Origin of the sequence: Geomonas sp. RF6 (assembly GCF_021044625.1) — a bacterium.
GTDB lineage: Bacteria > Desulfobacterota > Desulfuromonadia > Geobacterales > Geobacteraceae > RF6.
This window is the reverse complement of the sequence record NZ_CP087999.1, coordinates 2556639-2575408: the sequence shown is the minus strand read 5'-3', so window position 1 is coordinate 2575408 and position 18770 is coordinate 2556639. Positions and strand designations below refer to the sequence as shown.

19 protein-coding genes are annotated in these 18770 nt (G+C 59.9%); 2 read left to right on the top strand and 17 right to left on the bottom strand.

Going from position 1 to position 18770, the window contains the following annotated elements:
* Position 1: 1 nt before the first annotated feature.
* The 5 genes from LPW11_RS11085 to LPW11_RS11065 form a co-directional block, all read right to left on the bottom strand.
* Positions 2 to 232, bottom strand: coding sequence for a KH domain-containing protein (locus LPW11_RS11085; RefSeq protein ID WP_230998189.1), 231 nt, complete (start codon positions 230 to 232; stop codon positions 2 to 4).
* Between the two features lie 50 nt (positions 233 to 282).
* Entirely contained in the window at positions 283 to 543 is a 261-nt protein-coding gene (gene rpsP / locus LPW11_RS11080) for a 30S ribosomal protein S16 (protein ID WP_230998188.1), read from the bottom strand.
* 116 nt (positions 544 to 659) lie between these two features.
* Entirely contained in the window at positions 660 to 2012 is a 1353-nt protein-coding gene (gene ffh / locus LPW11_RS11075; protein WP_230998187.1) for a signal recognition particle protein, read from the bottom strand.
* 477 nt (positions 2013 to 2489) lie between these two features.
* Positions 2490 to 3086 carry a sulfurtransferase-like selenium metabolism protein YedF gene (gene yedF, locus LPW11_RS11070; RefSeq protein ID WP_230998186.1) on the bottom strand — a complete coding sequence of 199 codons (597 nt, stop codon included), beginning with the start codon at positions 3084 to 3086 and terminating at the stop codon, positions 2490 to 2492.
* A gap of 10 nt (positions 3087 to 3096) precedes the next feature.
* A complete protein-coding gene (locus LPW11_RS11065) occupies positions 3097 to 3354 on the bottom strand; it encodes a DUF3343 domain-containing protein (protein ID WP_230998185.1) in 258 nt (85 codons plus the stop codon).
* A gap of 89 nt (positions 3355 to 3443) precedes the next feature.
* Between LPW11_RS11065 and LPW11_RS11060 the strand changes: the two genes are divergently transcribed.
* On the top strand, positions 3444 to 3701 hold the full coding sequence (locus tag LPW11_RS11060) for a hypothetical protein (RefSeq protein WP_230998184.1): 258 nt from the start codon (positions 3444 to 3446) through the stop codon (positions 3699 to 3701).
* On the top strand, positions 3694 to 4167 hold the full coding sequence (locus tag LPW11_RS11055; RefSeq protein ID WP_230998183.1) for a DUF721 domain-containing protein: 474 nt from the start codon (positions 3694 to 3696) through the stop codon (positions 4165 to 4167). Before LPW11_RS11060 ends, LPW11_RS11055 begins: the two co-directional genes overlap by 8 nt.
* 330 nt (positions 4168 to 4497) lie before the next feature.
* On the opposite strand, the gene LPW11_RS11050 is transcribed toward LPW11_RS11055, so the two are convergent.
* From LPW11_RS11050 to LPW11_RS10995, 12 genes are all read right to left on the bottom strand, one after another.
* Complete coding sequence (locus LPW11_RS11050; protein ID WP_230998182.1) at positions 4498 to 4887, bottom strand: GxxExxY protein; 390 nt, start codon at positions 4885 to 4887, stop codon at positions 4498 to 4500.
* A gap of 299 nt (positions 4888 to 5186) precedes the next feature.
* Positions 5187 to 5957, bottom strand: coding sequence for a tRNA1(Val) (adenine(37)-N6)-methyltransferase (locus LPW11_RS11045; RefSeq protein ID WP_230998181.1), 771 nt, complete (start codon positions 5955 to 5957; stop codon positions 5187 to 5189).
* Positions 5958 to 5966: 9 nt separating this feature from the next.
* Positions 5967 to 8453, bottom strand: coding sequence for a YfhO family protein (locus tag LPW11_RS11040; protein WP_230998180.1), 2487 nt, complete (start codon positions 8451 to 8453; stop codon positions 5967 to 5969).
* A gap of 196 nt (positions 8454 to 8649) precedes the next feature.
* Positions 8650 to 9837: a glycosyltransferase family 4 protein gene (locus LPW11_RS11035; RefSeq protein ID WP_230998179.1), complete on the bottom strand. Its 1188-nt coding sequence runs from the start codon at positions 9835 to 9837 to the stop codon at positions 8650 to 8652.
* A complete protein-coding gene (locus LPW11_RS11030; RefSeq protein ID WP_230998178.1) occupies positions 9834 to 10916 on the bottom strand; it encodes a glycosyltransferase family 4 protein in 1083 nt (360 codons plus the stop codon). Before LPW11_RS11030 ends, LPW11_RS11035 begins: the two co-directional genes overlap by 4 nt.
* A 7-nt stretch (positions 10917 to 10923) precedes the next feature.
* On the bottom strand, positions 10924 to 11934 hold the full coding sequence (locus LPW11_RS11025) for a glycosyltransferase family 2 protein (protein WP_230998177.1): 1011 nt from the start codon (positions 11932 to 11934) through the stop codon (positions 10924 to 10926).
* Positions 11935 to 11945: 11 nt separating this feature from the next.
* Positions 11946 to 12836 carry an alpha-1,2-fucosyltransferase gene (locus tag LPW11_RS11020; protein WP_230998176.1) on the bottom strand — a complete coding sequence of 297 codons (891 nt, stop codon included), beginning with the start codon at positions 12834 to 12836 and terminating at the stop codon, positions 11946 to 11948.
* 7 nt (positions 12837 to 12843) lie between these two features.
* Complete coding sequence (locus tag LPW11_RS11015; RefSeq protein ID WP_230998175.1) at positions 12844 to 14016, bottom strand: glycosyltransferase family 4 protein; 1173 nt, start codon at positions 14014 to 14016, stop codon at positions 12844 to 12846.
* Positions 14013 to 15146, bottom strand: a complete 1134-nt coding sequence (locus tag LPW11_RS11010; protein WP_230998174.1) for a glycosyltransferase family 4 protein — start codon at positions 15144 to 15146, stop codon at positions 14013 to 14015. Before LPW11_RS11010 ends, LPW11_RS11015 begins: the two co-directional genes overlap by 4 nt.
* Entirely contained in the window at positions 15143 to 16192 is a 1050-nt protein-coding gene (locus LPW11_RS11005) for an ATP-grasp domain-containing protein (protein ID WP_230998173.1), read from the bottom strand. Before LPW11_RS11005 ends, LPW11_RS11010 begins: the two co-directional genes overlap by 4 nt.
* Entirely contained in the window at positions 16189 to 17568 is a 1380-nt protein-coding gene (locus tag LPW11_RS11000; RefSeq protein WP_230998172.1) for a DUF362 domain-containing protein, read from the bottom strand. Before LPW11_RS11000 ends, LPW11_RS11005 begins: the two co-directional genes overlap by 4 nt.
* Positions 17565 to 18746 carry a glycosyltransferase family 4 protein gene (locus tag LPW11_RS10995; protein ID WP_230998171.1) on the bottom strand — a complete coding sequence of 394 codons (1182 nt, stop codon included), beginning with the start codon at positions 18744 to 18746 and terminating at the stop codon, positions 17565 to 17567. The genes LPW11_RS11000 and LPW11_RS10995 overlap by 4 nt, the downstream gene beginning before the upstream one ends.
* Between the last annotated feature and the right edge of the window lie 24 nt (positions 18747 to 18770).

The window sequence follows — 18770 nt, the reverse complement described above, 5'->3', positions numbered from 1 at the left end:
ACTACTCTACTATCTTGAGGATCGCCTTCTTGTTGTCCTTTGTAGAAACAGCATTGAGAAGAGTGCGGATGGCCTTCGCCGTGCGCCCTTCCTTTCCGATTATCCGCCCCATATCCTCTTTCGCCACAGTGAGCTTGATGACTGTCGTTTCTTCCTCAAACTCCTCGGTTGCTCTCACCTGACTCGGATCATCTACAAGCGCTTTGGCAATGGTCTCTACAAGCTCTTTCATGTCGATATCCTTCTGTAGTGTGGGATACCCGGCGGACCGGAGCTGCATCTTTAGACGGCCTTGTACTTCTCCCAGATACCTGCCTTCTTGAGGATCTGCTTAACCGTGTCGGTGGGCTGGGCGCCCTTGCCGAGCCATTCGAGAGTCTTCTCTTCAGACAGGTTTGCCACGGCCGGGTTCTTGTTGGGGTCGTAGGTACCGACGTTCTCGATGAAACGTCCATCCCTGCGTGCACGGCAGTCCGCAACAACTACCTGGTAAAAGGGCTTCTTCTTTGCGCCGGCGCGAGCGAGCCTGATCTTGATCGACATCTTTTCCTCCTGGTGTTCTCGGACCTTTTCGGTCCGCTACTGTTATTTTTAAAGGTGTTTTTCCGAACGCTTTACATTCTACAACTCTCTGGCGGGGAGCGCCCACCTTTATCTCTTTAGAAGGGGAACATCCCCTTCCCGAGTCCCTTCATGAGCCCCTTCGGCCCCATCTTCTGCAGCTGCTTCATCACCTTCTGCGCCTCGGTGAAACGCTTCAGGAGCTGGTTCACCTCCTGCACGGAGGTGCCGCTCCCCTTGGCGATGCGCAGGCGGCGGCTGCCGTTGATGATGCCGATGTTCGTCCGCTCCTTCTGGGTCATGGAGTCGATGATCGCCTCGATCCGCTTCATCTCCTTCTCGGAAGGCTGGGCGCCCTGCATCTGCTTCATCATCTTCCCCATGCCGGGGATCATTCCCATGATCGACTCGAGGCTCCCCATCTTCTTGATCTGCTGAAGCTGGGCCTTGAAGTCGTTCAGGTCGAAGGTGCCGCTCTTTTTGAGCTTCTGCTGGAGGCGCTCCGACTCCTTCTCGTCCATCGTCGCCTGCGCCTTCTCGATGAGGGTGAGGACATCACCCATGCCGAGGATGCGGGAGACGAGGCGGTCGGCGTGAAACACGTCGAGCGCGTCCATCTTCTCGCCGAGGCCGACGAACTTCACCGGCTTGCCGATGACCGCCTTGATGGAGAGGGCCGCGCCCCCCTTGGCGTCGCCGTCGAGCTTCGTGAGGATGACGCCGGTGATGCCGAGGCGCTCGTTGAAGCCGGAAGCGACGTTCACCGCCTCCTGGCCGGTCATGGCGTCGGCAACGAAGAGGATCTCGCGCGGCTGCAGCGTATCCCTGATCCCCTCCAGCTCCTCCATGAGGTAGTCGTCGATCTGGTGACGGCCGGCGGTGTCGAAGATGACGGTGTCGAAGCCGTTCAGCGCCGCGTAGCGCTCCGCGTTCTTGCAGATGTCCAGCGGCTTCTGGTCCGCGCTCGACTCGAAAACCTCGATCCCGAGCTGCTTGCCGAGAATCTTCAGCTGGTCGATAGCCGCCGGGCGGTAGACGTCGGCGGGGACGAGAAGCGGCTTCCTGCGCTGCGACTTCAGGTACCGGGCGAGCTTGCCGCAGGAGGTGGTCTTCCCGGAACCCTGGAGGCCGACCATCATGAGGCAGACCGGGGGCTTCGCCGCGAGGTCGAGGGAGTTGTCCTCCCCGCCCCCCATGAGGGAGACGAGCTCGTCGTGCACGATCTTGATGACCTGCTGCCCCGGGGTGAGGCTCTGCAGCACGTCGGTACCGACTGCGCGGGTGCGGACCTTTTCCAGGAACTCGCGGACGACCTTGAAGTTCACGTCCGCCTCGAGGAGCGCCAGGCGGACTTCGCGCAGGGCATCCTTCAGGTTTTCCTCGGTCATCACCCCCTGGCCGCGGAGTTTCTTGAAGGCCAGGTCCAGCTTATCTGAGAGAGCTGAGAACATCGCTTGATCTCGTAAATAGTCGTAACTTCGAAGAAAAAAACTGCCTGGCGATCCGCGCGGCCAACATGGGCGCGCAGCTATCCCTGGCAAAGGAGTCACTTTAGTGGAAAAGGTCGCACTATGTCAAGGAAAATTCTCCAGAGAAACTGAAGAATTGCGGCGGGGACAGGCACGCACACCCTCCTCTCCCCCCGCCGCCGGAGGCCGATAATGTAGGCCGGGATAAGCCGAAGGCGTTCCCGGCATTAAGACCCTGCCTTGCTGCCGGAAACGCTCCGCTTATTCCGGCCTACATTGCACCAGAACACGTTCCCCCCTTTGGGAAGGTTCATCCGGGAATTCCGGGGAGTAGCGTGGGTGCACCACGAAGCGCTGCAGGAGCCTAACGTTCCCCCCTTTGCGAAGGGGGGGCAGGGGGGATTTGTCGTTCCCGGGATTCCGTTCGCCCCTCCACATCAGCATCGGCGACCTTGGCTGTTATACCCGCAGCACCAGGCGCGCCCCGGTCATGCTCTCGGCGATGGTGTACATGTTGGTTACCGCCCCCGCCGCGAGCTTCTCCTTCTTCTGGAAGAAATCGAGGCACACGCCGCAGGAAAGTACCTCCACCCCGAGATTCCCGAGCGCCGTCAGCGCCTCGATCACTTCGGACCCTTCCGCCGCGAGAAGGACGCCGGTGTTCAGGAAGAGGATCCGGTCCGGCAGCTGCGGCACTTCCTTCAGGGTCATGATGAAGTTCCTCATCAGGAGGCGGCCGAGCTCTTCCGGCCCGTCGCCGAGGCGGTCGGAGCCGATGAGCATCACCAGCGGCCCCTGCGCCGCACCTTGCGCGGCCTGCACGGGAGCACCCTGCTGCGGCACCGCGCCGCCGGCGGTCACCGTGAGGGCATAGCCGCCTGCCACCGTCTCCTCGCTCACACTGTAGCCGCGGCTCTCCGCAAACCTGCGCACATTCTCCCGCGGCGCGCCGTCGTCCAGCAGCACCCGCAGCCCCGCACCATCCGCCTCAAGCGCCTTCTTCACCGAGACAACCGGCATCGGGCACGCCATCCCCCTCACATCCAGATCCTTCATCGACTCTCCTTTACTCGTTGATCCGCTCGAATCCTTCCCCCGCCTTGCGATACAGCTCCTTCGGGAGAAGCCCCGCCTCGCCGAGCGCCCCCTCCACCTCGGCGCAGATCCCCTCCGGGTAGCGAAGCGCCAGACCGCAGTCCGTCGTGATGGTCCGCGGTGCGGGAATCATCAGGACGTCCAGCTTTTTGCCCTTCAAAATCTTCTCGGCCTCCATGATCCGGTGTACCGAATTGAAGACCGCCACACGGTCGCCGTCTCTTACCACAACAACTCTCCTTTCGCGGCCAGCGGCGCCAGATCCGCATTGACAAAGGGTGGCTAAATCCCTAGTATTATCGACTTGCGAGGTAAAAAATGCAAATAGCCTTAAAAGTACTGCTGCTTCTCACCCTGGCCAGCGCCGTCAACATCCCTCTCGGTTACTGGCGTCAGGGTTGCGAAAAATTCTCCCCCACCTGGTTCTTCTTCGTCCACATCTCCATCCCCTTCATCATCATCATGAGAATGAAGCTCGGACTCGCCTGGCCCTTCATCCCCTTCTCCCTCGCAGGAGCCGTATCCGGGCAGCTTGCCGGCGGCAGGGTGTACCGCAAGAGGAACTGCCTTGGCTGACGAGAAGCGCCGCCGGATGTACCGTCCCGCCCCCGTCTCCTCCCTCATCGAGAGCGTCTTCGCCGGCACCGCAGCGGGGAAGAGGCTGCATGAAGGGCGGATCTGGGAAGTATGGGAGGAGGCAGTCGGCAAAGGGATCGCCAAGCACGCCACGCCCGTGGCATTCCGGGAAGGGGTGCTGACCCTCAGGGTAGACAGCGCCCCATGGATGCAGCAGCTCACCTATCTGAAGAAGGACCTCATCACCAAGGTCAATGCACTGCTCGAAGAAGAGATGGTGCAGGACATCTTTTTAAAGGCCGGGCAAGTGAAGCTTCCCCCCGCCCCCCCGCCGTTCAAGCCGAAGCGCCGTCAGCTAACAGAAGCAGAGCGCGCCTGGGTAGTGGAACAGGCGCAGGAAGTGACCGACCCCGAGCTCCGCGCCGTCTTCGAAAACCTCATCAGGAAAGACCTGGAAAGCCGGTAAAAACCAAGTCCAACCCCCACCGCAAAGACGCAAAGAACGCAAAGGAAAATCCGCAAAGAAAACCTTTTTGACTACAGGTTGTGCGGATCCCTTCTTTAATGTACCGGACAGCGCGCCTTCAGATTTTGCCTCATCCAATTTGTCTTGCTTTTCCTTTGCGCGCAGTTCTTTGCGCTCTTTGCGGCTTTGCGGTAGGTTTTCGCCTCTAGCCTTTCGCCTTTGGCCCGTCCGCATCCGGAAAGACCTGGAAAGCCGGTAAAAACCGAGCCTGACCCCCACCGCAAAGGCGCAAAGGGCGCAAAGGAAAATCCGCAAAGAAAACCTTTTTGACTACAGGTTGTTCACCATGCGGCGGATCCCTTCTTTCATGTACGGGACGTGCCAGTTCAGGATGAAGCCCAGCTTCGACTCGTTCATCTTCAGGTAGGTCAGGAGTTGCGCTTCGTGAATAGGCAGAATCTTCTCCACCGCCTTATGCTCAACCACCACTCTTCCCGCCACCAGCATGTCGATGCGATAAGCATCTTCAATGCAAAGGGGGCCATACTTGATAGGGAGCAGCATCTCGCACTGCACCGTTAAGCCGTGCTGCTCCAGCTCATAGGCAAGGCACTTCTGATAAACCGACTCGAGAAGTCCGGGGCCCAATATGCTGTGAACCTTGATGGCACAGCCAAGGATAATGCGGCCGATTTCCTCGATATCCATATCCGTATCCATCCCCCCTCCTCCATTCCATTTGAGTTGTCAGCGTCTTCAGATTTGCTCTTGCCTATACCCCTTCTTCTTCTTGCAGCTTTGTTCCGTTCCAGAAGTTGCTTTGCTTTTCCTTTGCGGCAGTCCTTTGCGCCCTTTGCGCCTTTGCGGTGGGTGTTAGCCTTTTTGGTCTTTGCCTTTCCCTGCGGTGGGTGTTAGCCTCTAGCCTTTTTCTTCTTTTGCCTTAGCCTTTCCCCTAAAGGCGTTGCCTTGCTTTTCCTTTGCGGCAGTTCTTTGCGCTCTTTGCGCCTTTGCGGTGGGTGTTAGCCTCTAGCCTTTTCGTCTTTCGCCCAAGCCTTCCCGCGATGGATCCTCAGCTTCTCTTCGCTGTACGCCCCATCTTGGTCGCGCACGGTCATCGGGGGCTCTACTCTCAGCTCTCCGCTTCTCCCCTTCACCAGCTCGATCAAAAACATCCTCGCATCTGCGCCGCTGTTCCCGTGCACCATCCTCAGCCTCAGCGGCGCGAGCTTCAGTGCGGCGGCGTGCGCCATCAGCTCCGCCAGCCTGCACGGATGATAGATAAAGCAGATCCGCCCGGACGGCTTCACGAGATACTTCGCCGCTGCCATGAAATCAGCCAGCGTCGCCGTCGTCTCGTGCCGCGCTTCGTCGCGGCCTGCGCGCGGGCTGATCTTCCCGGTGCCGGGGCGCCGGTACGGCGGGTTAGAAACGACGAGGTCGAAGCTGTCCACCGCAAAGCGCCCTTTCAGGGAAACGACATCCTCCTCCACGATCTCCACCCGCGCCATGAGCCCGTTCAGCTCCACATTGCGCGCAGCGATCCCCGCCATCTCCTCCTGGAACTCCACGCCGACCACCTGCGCCGACGGCGCCAGCCGCGCCAGCACGAGCGCCATGACGCCGCAGCCGGTACCGAGGTCGATCACCCGCTCACCCTCGCGCACCCCCGCGAAATCGGCCAGCAGGAGCGGGTCTAGGGAGAAGCGGTAGCCGTGCCGCGGCTGCACCAGCTTGAGGTCGTAGCCGGTGAGCTGGTCCAGCGTCTCCGTCTCAGGACATTTCAGAGGCACGGGATTCCCCTACTCCCCTTCCACCTGGAGGGCGCCACCCTGCACGGGGACGCACGCGCACCCCTTCGCGCGGCGACGGAGCACGACCTCTCTTCCCAGCATGAGGGCAAAGAAGGCAAAGGAGGCGAGGGTGACGTACTTGCCGACCTTGAACGGCACCGGGTCAAAGACGAAGACGACCTTGTGCACGCCGGGGGTGAGGTAGATGCCGCGCAGCACATGGTTCACCGGGTAGATCTCGGTCGACTTCCCGTCCACCGTGGCCTGCCACCCCCTGTAGTACTTCTCACCGAGAACGAGCATGGAGTTGGTCGCCACCGCCGCGTCGACCTCGATCCTCTCACCCTGGTACAGCGTCACCCGGGTCTCCCCTGCGGAAGCGGGCTGCGGGTCGTTGGCGCCGATCATGGGGATCGGCGGGGCAGACTCCACGAGGGCCACACGGCGCGGGTCGAAGGCCGGGTTCTGCAGGACGGAGATCGTCTCCTGCGGCTGCACCAGTGCCACCGCGGGGACCAGCCACGCCTTCGGCAGAACGCTCTTGTTCTCAGCGATGACGCTGCCATTTGCCTGGAAGACCGGCGCGAACTTCACCGAAAGGGCCGCCTTTTCCTTTTCAAACTCTTCGGCGGGGAAGACGAAGTAGCGGACATTCATGATGTCCGGCATCGCGGAGCCCGGGTTGAAACTGTCGAGGAACTCCTGCCAGCGCCGCTGCTGCACCGCATTGGAGGTGAACATCACCGGCACCCCGGCCGACACGTACGGCATCGGGTCGGACCCCATCGGAAGCGTGCGGTACTCCTTACCCTGCTTCGCCAGGAACTCGATCTCGGCAGGCTTCTTCTCGGTGACCCTGTGAGGAGCGTCCACGAGGAACAGAAACTTGGAGTTGATGCGCCCGACGTCCCCGAGAAAGAGGACAAGAAGGATGACGGGGAGGATCTTCGCCGTGACCACGCCGCGGCGGTACAGGAGGAAGGCGGCTGCAAACAGGGCGGAAAGCCCGGCGGCGATTGCCGTCTCCGTCGTCAGGTTCCCCCAGCGCTGCATGACGAGCTGTTCGCTGGAGGGCTCGTAGCGGGTCGGCTGCGCCAGCATTTCGATAAAGCGCTCGATCCAGTACTGCCGCCCGAAGTGCTCCACCGCGAGGAGCACAAGAAGACAGACGGGGAGGAAAGCTATCCCGCTGACGTAACGCTTGAAGGCCCTCGTGCCCCGCACCGCCGGATCCAGGAGGAGGTCAAGCCCGAGCGCGGAGAGGACGCCCAGCCCCAGGACCGGGATGAACATTATCATCTTCGGCACCCGGAATCGGTTGATGCCCGGGAAGTAGTCGAAGAGGAGGTTGTAAAAGGGTGTGTATTTCCCCATGGAAAAGAGGATGCCGCCTACTACCGCGATCATGGCGAGGAGAGTGTAGCGGTCGCGCCGGAACATCAGGGGCAGCGGCAGCAGCAGCCAGGGAAGAAGCCCCATATAACTGACGGTCTGGGTAAAGTTCATCCGCCCCCAGTAATAGGAGTCGATGTTCTTGGGGTTTTCCCCCCCTTCCTGGCGCGAAAGACCGAACATACCGGGGATAACGAAGGCCGCGACCTCCTCCGGAGGGAGAGACCAGGACATCGCCTCCTCCCTGGCCAGCCCCCCCTTTGCCTGCGGGGTGCTCCCGGATGCCGCCTGCACGTTCGCCCCGCTGTTGGCGCCGCGGTTCGTGTCGGTTGACCAGTCGGCGAGGGGGAGGAGGGATATGGCTACAGTGGTGAGGAAAAAGACCATCGTCGCCACATTGAGCCCCAGCACGTGCGCGATCCCCCTCGCCCCGGGGTTCTCTGCACGAAAGATCCCGATGGAGCGAACGACGCCATAGGTGCCGATTGCGAGGCAGGTGTAGTAGGCGATCTGCCAGTGGATATTGAAGAACTGGAAGGCGAGGAGAAATCCGGTAGCAAGGAAGTACACGCACCTGCGCGTCTTGAACCCCTTCTCAAAGAGGTAAAAGGCCCAGGGGGCGAAGACGATAGTGGCTATCTTCATGACGTGCCCGGCATTGACCAAAGAGGCCTGCTCCGGGGCAACTGCGAAGATGAGCCCCGCCAGGGAGGCCGCCAGGCGGCTTGCACCGATGATGCGACAGTACAGGTAGGTACCGATGGCGCCGAACCACAGGTGCAGCACGATGAACCATGCGACGCTCGTAGGAGGAGGAATGATCTGGTAGATCAGGTTGCGGAGGTTCATGAACTGCAGGGAGACGGTCCCACCCCCGACGGAGGTGCCGCCGTTTGTGAGCATGTCCCATCCTGCGCTGGACAGATCGATGTGGAAGCAGGCTGCGGCCCCTTGCTTTACCACGTCAAGCACATACCAGTAGTACTCGTTCTGGATGTCCGGCGCCCGAATGATCTGGTGGGTAAAGAGAATCCTGGAGAAACACAGGAGCAGCACGGCCAGCAGGCCAGCAAGCGCCAGCAGGTCCTTTTTCCTATCTGTCATTCGTAACACTCCTTGATATCGGCGGAAGAGATGTCGGCCGGCCTTGGCCCCGCCGGTGATGCAACTGCGGCATTATCCACATATTTCACGTTCTGCGCAATGGGAAGGTTTGACTGCACCGCGACGAAGGGGGAGGTGTAGCCGGGAAGGGAAGATGTGCCGTCGACGAAAGAGACCGGCGCCCCTACCGTCCCTGCTAAACGAGCCTGTTGTAGAAGGCAGCGAGCTCTCCCGCCGCCCCCGCCCAGTTGAACCTCTCCAGCAGCAGTGCCCGCCCGTTCGTCCCGAGTTCCGCACGCCGCACGGGATCGCGCAGAAGCGTCACGACCTGTTCGACCATCTCGTCCCAGCGTTGCGGGTCGCACAGCACACCGGAGCGCCCGTTCACTACATATTCGGCCAGCTGTCCGACCCGGTCCGCCACAACCGCCCGCTCCGCCAGCAAGAGCTCGGTCAGCTTCGCGGGGCACTTGGTCCGGTTGATGAGGTTGTCGGCAAAGGGGTAGATCGCCACGTCCCCCGCCGCCAGGTAGTCGGGAAGCTGCGCGGGCTCCACCCACCCGGCCACGACGAGAGCCGAGAGAAAGCCGCGTTCCCGCGCCGCGGCAAGGAGGAGATCCTCCTCTCCTGCGCGCCCTTTTCCTACCACGAGGAAGCGGGCTTGGGGGACCTGCCGGTGGATCTTCTCGAAGAGCTGGTGCAGCTTTTCCTGGCTGAACTCGAAAAACCTGGTGTAAAGGAGCACCACCGGCGCCTCCGGGGGGATTCCCAGGGCTGCCCGGGCCTTAGCCCCGTCCCCTCCCGGGACGGAGGAGACGCAGTTTGGCAGATACAGGAGCCTGGACGGCGGGACATCCATGCGCCCAACCAGCACCTCGAGAGCCCGGCTTGCCACGCTAACCCCCACCGCCTGCCTCGTCAGCCACTGCTCCTGAAAATGGTAGAAGCGCTTCTCCACCCCCGAGTAGTCATGAAGCTCATTCATCCCCCCGGCCCCTTCCCAGTCGTCCGTGTCCAAAAAGAGCGGCGGAAGTCTCACCCCCACCCGCTGCAGCACGATGTGCAGCATGGCGGCAAGGCCGCCGTACCCCTTCGGCTTGAAGAGGTGCACGAGATCCGGCTTCTCCGAGAGGGCCGCGCGGAACATGCGCCAGGCGAGGATGGGAGCCGCGAGCACCTTGTGCCTCGGTCCGAGCTCCACATTCTGCAGAGTGACGCCGCGCACGGTCTCCTTCTTTCCGGAGTCTTCGGGGTTGGTGTAGGGAGGGGCGATCACGACCACCTCGTGGCCGAGGTGCTGCAACTGCGCCGCGAGAGGAATCATCCTTGCGAGAACGGTCCCTTTGGGGCGGATGCCGAACGGTGCCAGAAATACCATTTTCATCGCCGGCAAACCTCCTCGTACAGTTCGTGGTACTCGTCAATGCGCCGCACGATGTCGTAGCGCTCCCGCATGGCGCGCCACGCCGCGCTTCCCATGCGGCTGCGCAACGCCGGGTCCGCGAGGAGCTCCTCTATCCTCGCGGCAAGGGCCTGCACGTCCCCCGGCTGCACCAAAAATCCCGTCACCCCGTCCTGCACTACTTCGCGCATCCCCTCCAGGTCATGTGCCACCACCGGAATCCCGCAGGACATCGCTTCCACAAGCGCCATGCCGAACGACTCGGTGAGCGAGGTATGCACCACCACAGCGGCTTCCCGAAAGACGCTGAAGACATCGCCGGTGGGGCCGGGGAAGAAGACGCGGTCAGCAAAGCCTTCTTTTGCCGCATAAGCCTTCAGGTCGTGGACGTACTTGTGGGCGGAGAGGCCGGTCGTACCGTAGAGCCACAGCTCGGCGTCCCGGTCGCGCAGGCGGGAAAATGCCTCGAGGAGGAAGTGCTGCCCCTTTCTCTGGTTGATGCTTCCGACCATCACGACCTTGCGCCCCCGCCCGTGGTGTACGGCAGGAGGGGTGCTGTCGAACGCCATCGCGTTGACGATGGTGCGCTTTCCTCCCGCGGGGATCGATTTGAAGTGCTCCGCGCAGGTGTGCGAGCAAAAGACCACGCAATCGGCGGCGGCCATCGCCTTGCGCACCCCGGACGCGACGTTCCCCGGGAGCTCATGCAGGTGATAGATTGCCCTCATCCGCAGCAGCTTCGCGAAAAGGACGGAACAGGCGAGCTTCGTGCTGTGCACGTGGACCAGGTCGAACACCCGGGAGAGCCACAGCAGCCGCAGGTTGAAGAGGAAGCGGTTCATCCTCCACAAAAAGGGGCGGCGCTTGCCGAATACCCGCACATCTACCCCCTCGGCGCGCAACACCTCGGCGTACGGTCCGTCGTAGGCGAAAAGGACGCACGGTGTGACCCGGGAGCGGTCGAGGGCACGCACCTCGGCAGCCATGACGGCAGGAACGCCACTTCTGCGGGAATCGTGCAGCATGTACAGAACCTTCAGCGGTTGCCTCATCTCGCGCATCTTTCTCCTATCGGTTTTTCAGCTGATCCAGCAGGTAGCTGGCGACGAAGCGGTAGCCGAGTGAGGTCTCCTTCAGCAGCCGGGGGAAATAAAGGGCCCGCGGCGACAGGTGCCCCCGGGAGACGCCCTTCTTGCAGAAGACCAGCCACCGCTCCAGAAGGGTGTGGGAGAAGGCCGGTTCCGGAAAGTACCCCGCCTGATCGTTCAGGCTCTTCAACCTGCACAGCCACTCCTCGCCACGGACAAAGACATCGGTCACCGAGTCGCAGCAGCAGGTGGAGATCGCCTGGTGTATCTCCATCTCCTCCGGCGACGGTTCGATCCCCAGCGCCCGCAGCTGTCTCAGACGGACCTTCCCGGCGGTACCTCTCTGGCCAGAAGCGGCAACCTGGGTGATCTGCCCCGGATGCACGCGGTACTGCAGCAGCACCTCGGGGAGGTTGGCGAGGTCGCAGTGCCGGGACGCCCTCTCCCACAAGTCGAAGTCCTCGGCATTCTTGAACGCGGCGTCATAGTAGAGGGCGTGATCGAGGAAGAGCTGTCGGCGCAACAGCACCGTCGGGTGCCCCATCATGGAGTCGAAAAGGAGACCGCACCGGATGCTGTCCGGGTCTGTGCTCCAGCGCAGCGTCTTTTCCTGCCCCCCGAACTTTCGAAACCAGGTCCCGCAGATCCCCACTGAGGGGTTTCTCTCCAGAAAGGCCACCTGCTTCGCAAGTCTTTCCGGCAGGCTCACGTCGTCGGCGTCCATGCGCGCGACAAAATCGCCTCTTGCGAGCTCCAGCCCTTTGTTGAGGGTGAAGATCAGCCCGGAATTCTTTTCGTTGTGCACCAGGCGGATCCGGGGGTCGTCGAAAGATTCCACAATGGCCACACTGCCGTCGCTGGAACCGTCGTTGATGACGAGAAGTTCGAAGTCGGCGTACGTCTGGCGAAGAATGCTGTCAATTGCCTCCCGTAGGTGCGCTTGGCTGTTATACACCGGCAGCAGGACCGTAACCCTTGGCTGTATCTTCACAACACTCCCACTCATAGCCGCAGCCACTCCGGCGGGCACAAATCGTCGGTGCAGACGTCGTTGCGGTTGAACCACCTCTTCGGCGCGATCACGAACTGCCCAGGGGCGTCCGCCAGCCACGCCCCCCACCAGCTGAAGGAGCTGTTGGCGATGATGTGGTGCTTGCATCGGGTCATTAGCCTCAGGTCCTCGTAACCCTTATCGGGGCCATTGTGGTGAAGATATGTGGTGGGGGCGGCGATCTTCAGGTTGTCCTTCACCCACTGCGGTTCATCGGAGAAGACGAAGAAATGGGCCTGCGGCACCCGCTCCAGCATCGTCTGCACTGCCTGTGCGTAGTACTCGAGGCTGCTGCTACCGTGGATATTGCCGATGGCGGGGTTCGAGACGTAGTCGCCGCGACGTACGTGGAGGCTGACGCTGGTGCACCCCTCGATCGCTGTGGCGGCTACGAGGTTCGCGGCATCGGGGGAAGGCAGGAGAGTGAAGTCCTTGCGGATCACGTCCTCGAACTGCTCGAAATACCGGGGACTCTGCCAGTACCCGTCGAGGTGCAGATTGCCGCGCAACTCCAGTATCTGCGGATCGAAATGAAAATGACGCTCCCGTACCGACGACTTCCTTATAAGGAGCCCTGTACGCGCCAGAAAGCGCTTCGCCACCTTCGGCCAGCGGGTTACATTCACTCCCTGCAGCGCCCGGACCTCTTTGGGGGAAGCCGCCTCCTGCACAGTGTTGAAGACGTGCAACTCGTAATGACGCTTCGTGTCCCCGGCGGGGATCTTCTGGAACCACCCGAGGTCCAGCTTCAACGGCGCGTCGTTAAGAATGGCAAGGCTCCGTCCCGCCGCATACTGAAACATCTGGTTGCCGAGCCCGCCGCTCAGCCTGACGATGACCATACAGAGACTACCCTTTCAAAAGGTTCATATAGAGCTTCTCGTATTCCCGGGCGATATTCCCCCAGGTGAATCGCTCCTGCCAGGCAGCAAATCCCGCCTGCGCCATGCGGCCCCGCTGCGTGCCGTCACGGTAGAGTTCTTCAAGCATCGCGACGGAGCCTGCGATCTCGGCGTGGGAGCGTCCCTTCCGGTCCTTCGTCGTCGGCAGCACCCGCCCCCCACCAGACCACTCCACGATCTCGCGGGCGTTCCCGACATCTGTGGTGAGAAAGGGGGTACTAGAGGCCATGCATTCGAAGAGCACCAGCGGTGAGCATTCTATGTTCGAAGGGAACAGGAACGCATCGGCTGCCTGATAGGCAGCCACCGTCTCCTGGCGCGGCAGCGAAGTCACGATGATCCGCTTCCCGTCCTGGCGCCGTGGCGGCCAGGCATTGAAGAACCTGCGCTTCAGCTTGCAGGCGGTGGCGCACCCGCCGCCAAAATCGTTGGCGGCAACGAGAAGCGTCGCATTCCTGATCCTGGCGTGGGCGAAAATTCTCATCGCCTCGGCATGCCCCTTGAGACCAGTGTGAGAGCCGACGTGCAGGATCAGGAAGTGGTCGCGCGGAATTCCCAGCTCTGTGCGAATGTCGATCTTTGACGGCGGGAGGAACTCATCCTCGGATGCGCCGTTGGGGATGAGCCTGATCCGTGTGACCCCACAGTCGCGGGCAAAGTCGATATCCCTGTAGTCGTTGGAGAGAAAGACGTTCATGTCGTACTGTGTCAGCCACTGCCGCATGCCAGCGAAGTACGACTGGAACCGAGGGTGACTCAACTCGGAGAAACCTGTCGGGACAAAGACCTTTTTTGCGTCGATCTGATCCAGCATGGTGATCATTGCGTCCGTCGTCCACTGCTGCGCGGCAAAGTTGGTTACCACATCGAACCGGCTCTCGCGAACAAAGGTGCGGTACCGCTCCACATCGCCGGTGATTCCCAGCGCAAGCTTCCCCGCGACCGCGAACTCCTCTATGCGTACACCGTTCACCACCTTCTCGGTGCGACCAGCGAGGCTCGTGGTCGCCACTGTCACCTCGTGGCCGAGGCGGACCAAGCGCTCGGAGAGCTGCTTAACGACCTCCTGCATCCCCCCCACGGAGGGGTGGTAGAACTCCACAGTGTGCAGAATTTTCATGGCGCGGTGAGCCCTTCCTCGATAACAGAGACCATTTGGCGGCACATAGCATTGGGTGAGAAAGCCTCTCCGATCCGCCTGCGGTTCTCCTCGCCCGCTGCCTGGCGTAACTGAGGATCCGCCATAAAATCGACGACGAGTCGGGAGAGTGCCTCCGCATCACCTACTGGAAACAGAAATCTACCCCCTTGTCCGACGGCCTCTTCAATCCCCGGGACAGCGCTGCCGACGATCGGTAGTCCCGCTGCCATGCATTCCAGAAGAGAATTGGGAGATCCTTCCGACTTGGAGCTCATAATGCCCAGATCGCTGGCGGCGAGGAGGCCGGGGACGTCCGTGACCTGACCGAGAAAACGGACATGCTCCTCGATGTGGAGATCGCGAGAAAGCTGCCGCAGCTCTTCATAGCGGTTCCCGTGGTATCCCGCCATCACGAAGACAGGGGATGTCCCGGGCACTCTTCCCAACACCTTCTTCCAGGCGCGCAACACAGTGGCGTGGTCCTTGTCTGCGTGGAGGTTCGCCACCATCACCGCGACAAACTGATCTTTCGAAGCCTGCAGCTCAAATCTCCACTCCGCTCTCGTCCGGAGAGGAGCATCCAGCTGTATTCCGTTGTGCACGACACGGATCTTTTCCCGGGGTGCACCTAAAAAATCAGTGAGATACTTTGCTCCATGACCGGAATTGGATACGAACAGCGGAGTCTTGCGGACTGCCGCCTGCTGCCAGAAGAACCCCGGGGTGTGCCCCAGAGTGTCACGCTGGTTCCAAATTGAAAGAGAGGCACCAACCTTTTCCCAGAGGAGGCCGCAGATGAAGCTTGGCGTTACGGTAAAGGGGAGGAGGATGTCAGGTTTCGCCAGCGAGAGCGTTTCCTTGAGGGTTCGCACCGTCCTCAACCGCTTCAGCGGGCTCGTTTGCCAGGGGACAGGAACAATGCGCCAGGGGATGCCTTCCTTGTCGCAAAAAACTGTGCCGAGACCTTCTCCCGCTACCCCCCACACCTCGACCTTTGCACCACATTCCCTCTGGAGATAGGCCGCAAGGCGCAGTCCTTGACGCTCCGAGCCGCCCATTTCAAGACTGGGGAGATAAACGACAACTCTTTTGTCAAGAATAGAAGTCACCCCCGACCCGCTCGCGCTACCACCGCCAGGAAATCTTCGACCTGCGCTTCTTCCGGCCACATATGCCCCTCGTGCCAGTTCAGTTGCCTGTCCCAGTGCCCGGGACAGTTGAAAACTGCAGTATCGACAAAGGTGTAGCTGATCTCGCAGATTACAGGCTTCCCCGCCTTGTACAGGAAATCGTATGCCATCGTCTGGAACCCAGCTCTCTCTGAGACCTCGAAGGCAATATTTAAGCACGCCGGGTCGATTTCACCGGGGGCCCAGTCGATGTTTCCGCTCCCCGAGGCGCGGAAGTCGTTGGGGCGGTTCATGCGCCGAAACGCGAAGGCGCGATCTCCTATGACCGTCACGCGCGTATCGAAGGCATTTCCGGGGAGAAACTCCTGAAAGTAGACATAGCCCTTCTCGGGTTTCCACCAGAACTCGGGCAATCGTGGGAAATCGCCCGTTCGGGCGTATCGGAGAGCGTCTGCGACCCTCCGCACCCTCGCCTTGGCCTCCCGCCGTGTTCTTGGCAGAACAGGTCCACGGTACTCATTCATGGTCATTGGGAAGATTCCTTCACAGAACATCTTCCGGATCAGTTGCACCGCGTGGGCAGAACTATCTACTTTCAGCACGTTTGAGGCCCCCGCACCAGCCGCGAGTTTGAATACTGTCGGGTAAATAGCGCTGCGGGCCCAACTGATTGCAGCCTCTATGTCCCAGAATACTGACGCGTCCGGTTGTGGGGCATCAAGCGTTTTCAGGAGGTAGTATTGAGCCACTTTATCGTCGAAGTGCCAGGACATCTCCTCCGACGGAAAGACGGGGATGCCGAGGTACTTGTCGATGGTGTAGAGGATCATCTTTGCAGACTGCTTGTGATCCTGGGTGTGAAACCAGCGCCACATAATGCCGTCGCACTTATGAGCCTGCTCCAAAAAATCTGGCGCCAGCAAATCAAGGTCAACGATCTCCACGTTCTTTGCCATCAGGAACTCAATCCACCTGTCCGAGTAGCTTGAACCCCACATGTGATCTGGATGGATACCTATCCTCATTCCGCGTCTCCAGTCATCTCGATGTGCCCTCGCCAGCCAGCGGAAGGGTGGAAATCTTTACCGAACCATCGTGCCACGTCATGCAGCGTTATCTCTTCCCCCTCAAACAGCACACGGCAGTCTTCAGGTGCATGCGTTACCAAGGGATATCTGAATGCTCCAAAAGCTTCACGAACGGTGGGGATCTTCCGGTAGTCGAAGTGCATAAGACTAGCGCCTACCAAGTCGGAAAAGACGGAGGAATCAGAGAAAGTAAGGACTCCGAGCACGAGGGGAGACGGCGCGAGTGGCCCCTCGCCTTCGCCGGCAATCAAGGCGTCTGTCAATGAGTACACCTTTCGCAGAGGCGTGTCAGAGAGAGTCCCGTCGCTGCGGCCATAAAGCAACAGGCGATTGAGGTCCAGGGTCATTCTCCAGACCGTGTCGTTTCCATGCCACCCGCCCTCGATTTCTGGATTTCCGATAAGATTCTGAACCCGCTGAAGTTGCCCTGATCGCTTGAGCCATTTTGCACACTGGGGGGTTCCAATTCCCCGATTTGCCTCATCATAGCAACGCTCGATCATCCTTTTGATCAAGGACCACCCGGCATAACAATCGCCACCACTTGCACTCCCTCCGAGCCTGTGGTGCGGCAGGAACTCTTTGTTTCCATTGATGCCAACGAGGTTTTTCATCGCCCCGGTGAGACCAGCTTTCTTGTGAGCCTTAAGCTTCGGCATGTTAATGACAACGTCTGCTTCAAATGGTTCTTTGGCGACGAAGTATTCGTGCTTTCCCGGCCTGTGGTGCAGGGAAAGCAGGTCCGGGTGATAACACGTGATCCGGAAGCGGCTATCGGGAGTTGAAACAGGGTCTAGCAGGCTTTCCTTTCCCAAGTCGAACAGAATATAACGATCATCACCGCGAACTTCCAGATCCTGCCCCGCAACATATCCCCCTTTGCGGAGAATGGTGCGTCTCAAATCTATGACCTCGACAGGACACCCCGTCAGATCTGCCAAATCTTTTATTCGAAGGCGCAAGTCGGAAGGGACGAGCGCGGAAAAGTCGCACTGTTGTATTGGAGCATCCGCAATGATGACTCTGCTCGGTTTTGCTTTCAGGACTTCCTGAAGTGCAGCCAAGATGAGATTGGGGTGCGTCACGAGGCAGTCGTTGCCAAGCCCGCTAACATTTTGGTCGTGGACCCAGTTTGGTTTCAACAGAACAGACATCCCGGGTGAAACAATGTCTGAAAAAGGGGATTGCGCATCTGTCGCACCCCAGGCACAGAGGCAGTCGGAGATGAGGGTTCTGAGTCTTTCAACGTCGTACAGGTTCCCTTCTTCACTGCTGTGTACTGCGAGCCCGACTTTCTCTTCTGAACTAGTCATGCGCATCCTCGCTCGTACTCAAGACATACCGTCTGTATTAGATCCAGCATATGTGCCATCTGAGTCCGAGCGTCTTCATTCTTCTGCAGATACTCGTAGTTCGTTTCCCTCGTCGCATGGAGGTAGTCAGGGTCATGCAGATACGACTTCACTGCGTCGGCAATTTTCACAGGATCTGCGCTGCTTATCAGGCGGGCCATAAACCCACACCGAGTCATTTCCTGATACTCAGGATTGTCTACTATGACTGGTACAGCTCCAGCAGCAGCAGCCTGCAAAACACTCGAGGAGCGCATATCACCCCGCCCCAGTAACGATACGAATACATCCGCAATGGACATAAGGTCGGCAAATACTGTTATAGGGATATCTTCTTGCAGAATCGTAAACCGGCTTAGCAGTCCTCTCTGCTCTATTGCCAGCAGTGCACTCTCTACATGCGCCTCAGTCCCGGCACCACCGACCATGACAAAATGGAGGTCTGCCCGCTCCTCTGCCAGGGCCATAAAAGCATCCAGAGCTGCGAAACAGCCCCAAGCAGGGCGAAACCTACGGGGATTGCAGATGACAAAGGCGTCGGACGGGATGGAGAATCGCTCCAAGATATGCCTACGATTTTGTGCCGAGGCTCTTTGGAATAGAGAGAAGTCCGCGCCCCAGGAGACGGGGATAACTTTGTCGCTGGCCACCCCGAATCTAGCAGTTATGTGCTTAGCAGCTGTAACTGAAGAAGGAAGCACAAGATCCACATTGTGCAGAGCGTATCGGATTAGCCTGAAATAAACGGGCGAGGTTTCCGCAGACAGAAATACATCGGCCCCCCACGGAAAGAGGAAGGATGGAACATCCTTGCAGTATGCTGATGGCAATCCATAGCAGCCAGCCTCATGTCCAAAGACGAAACGAGGCCGTAGTGTTTTTGCTGCTTTTGCTGCGGCAAACGATTTAAGGACATTTTCTACAAAATACGGTTCCCACGGATCGGGTTCCTTCCGCCCGGTGCGCCGCCTGTAGTAGGGCTTGTAAAGGCGGACTAGGAGCATTTCGCCCCAGTGCAGGACACGGTAAAACTTCAGCAATACTCTTACTATCGCGGAGTGGAACCGCCTCGTGCTCACGATGGGGATGCCATCTTCTGTGATGGCATCCTGATCGAGGTCGTGAGTGACGATGGCCACAGCAATTCCTAAAGATCTCCAGTA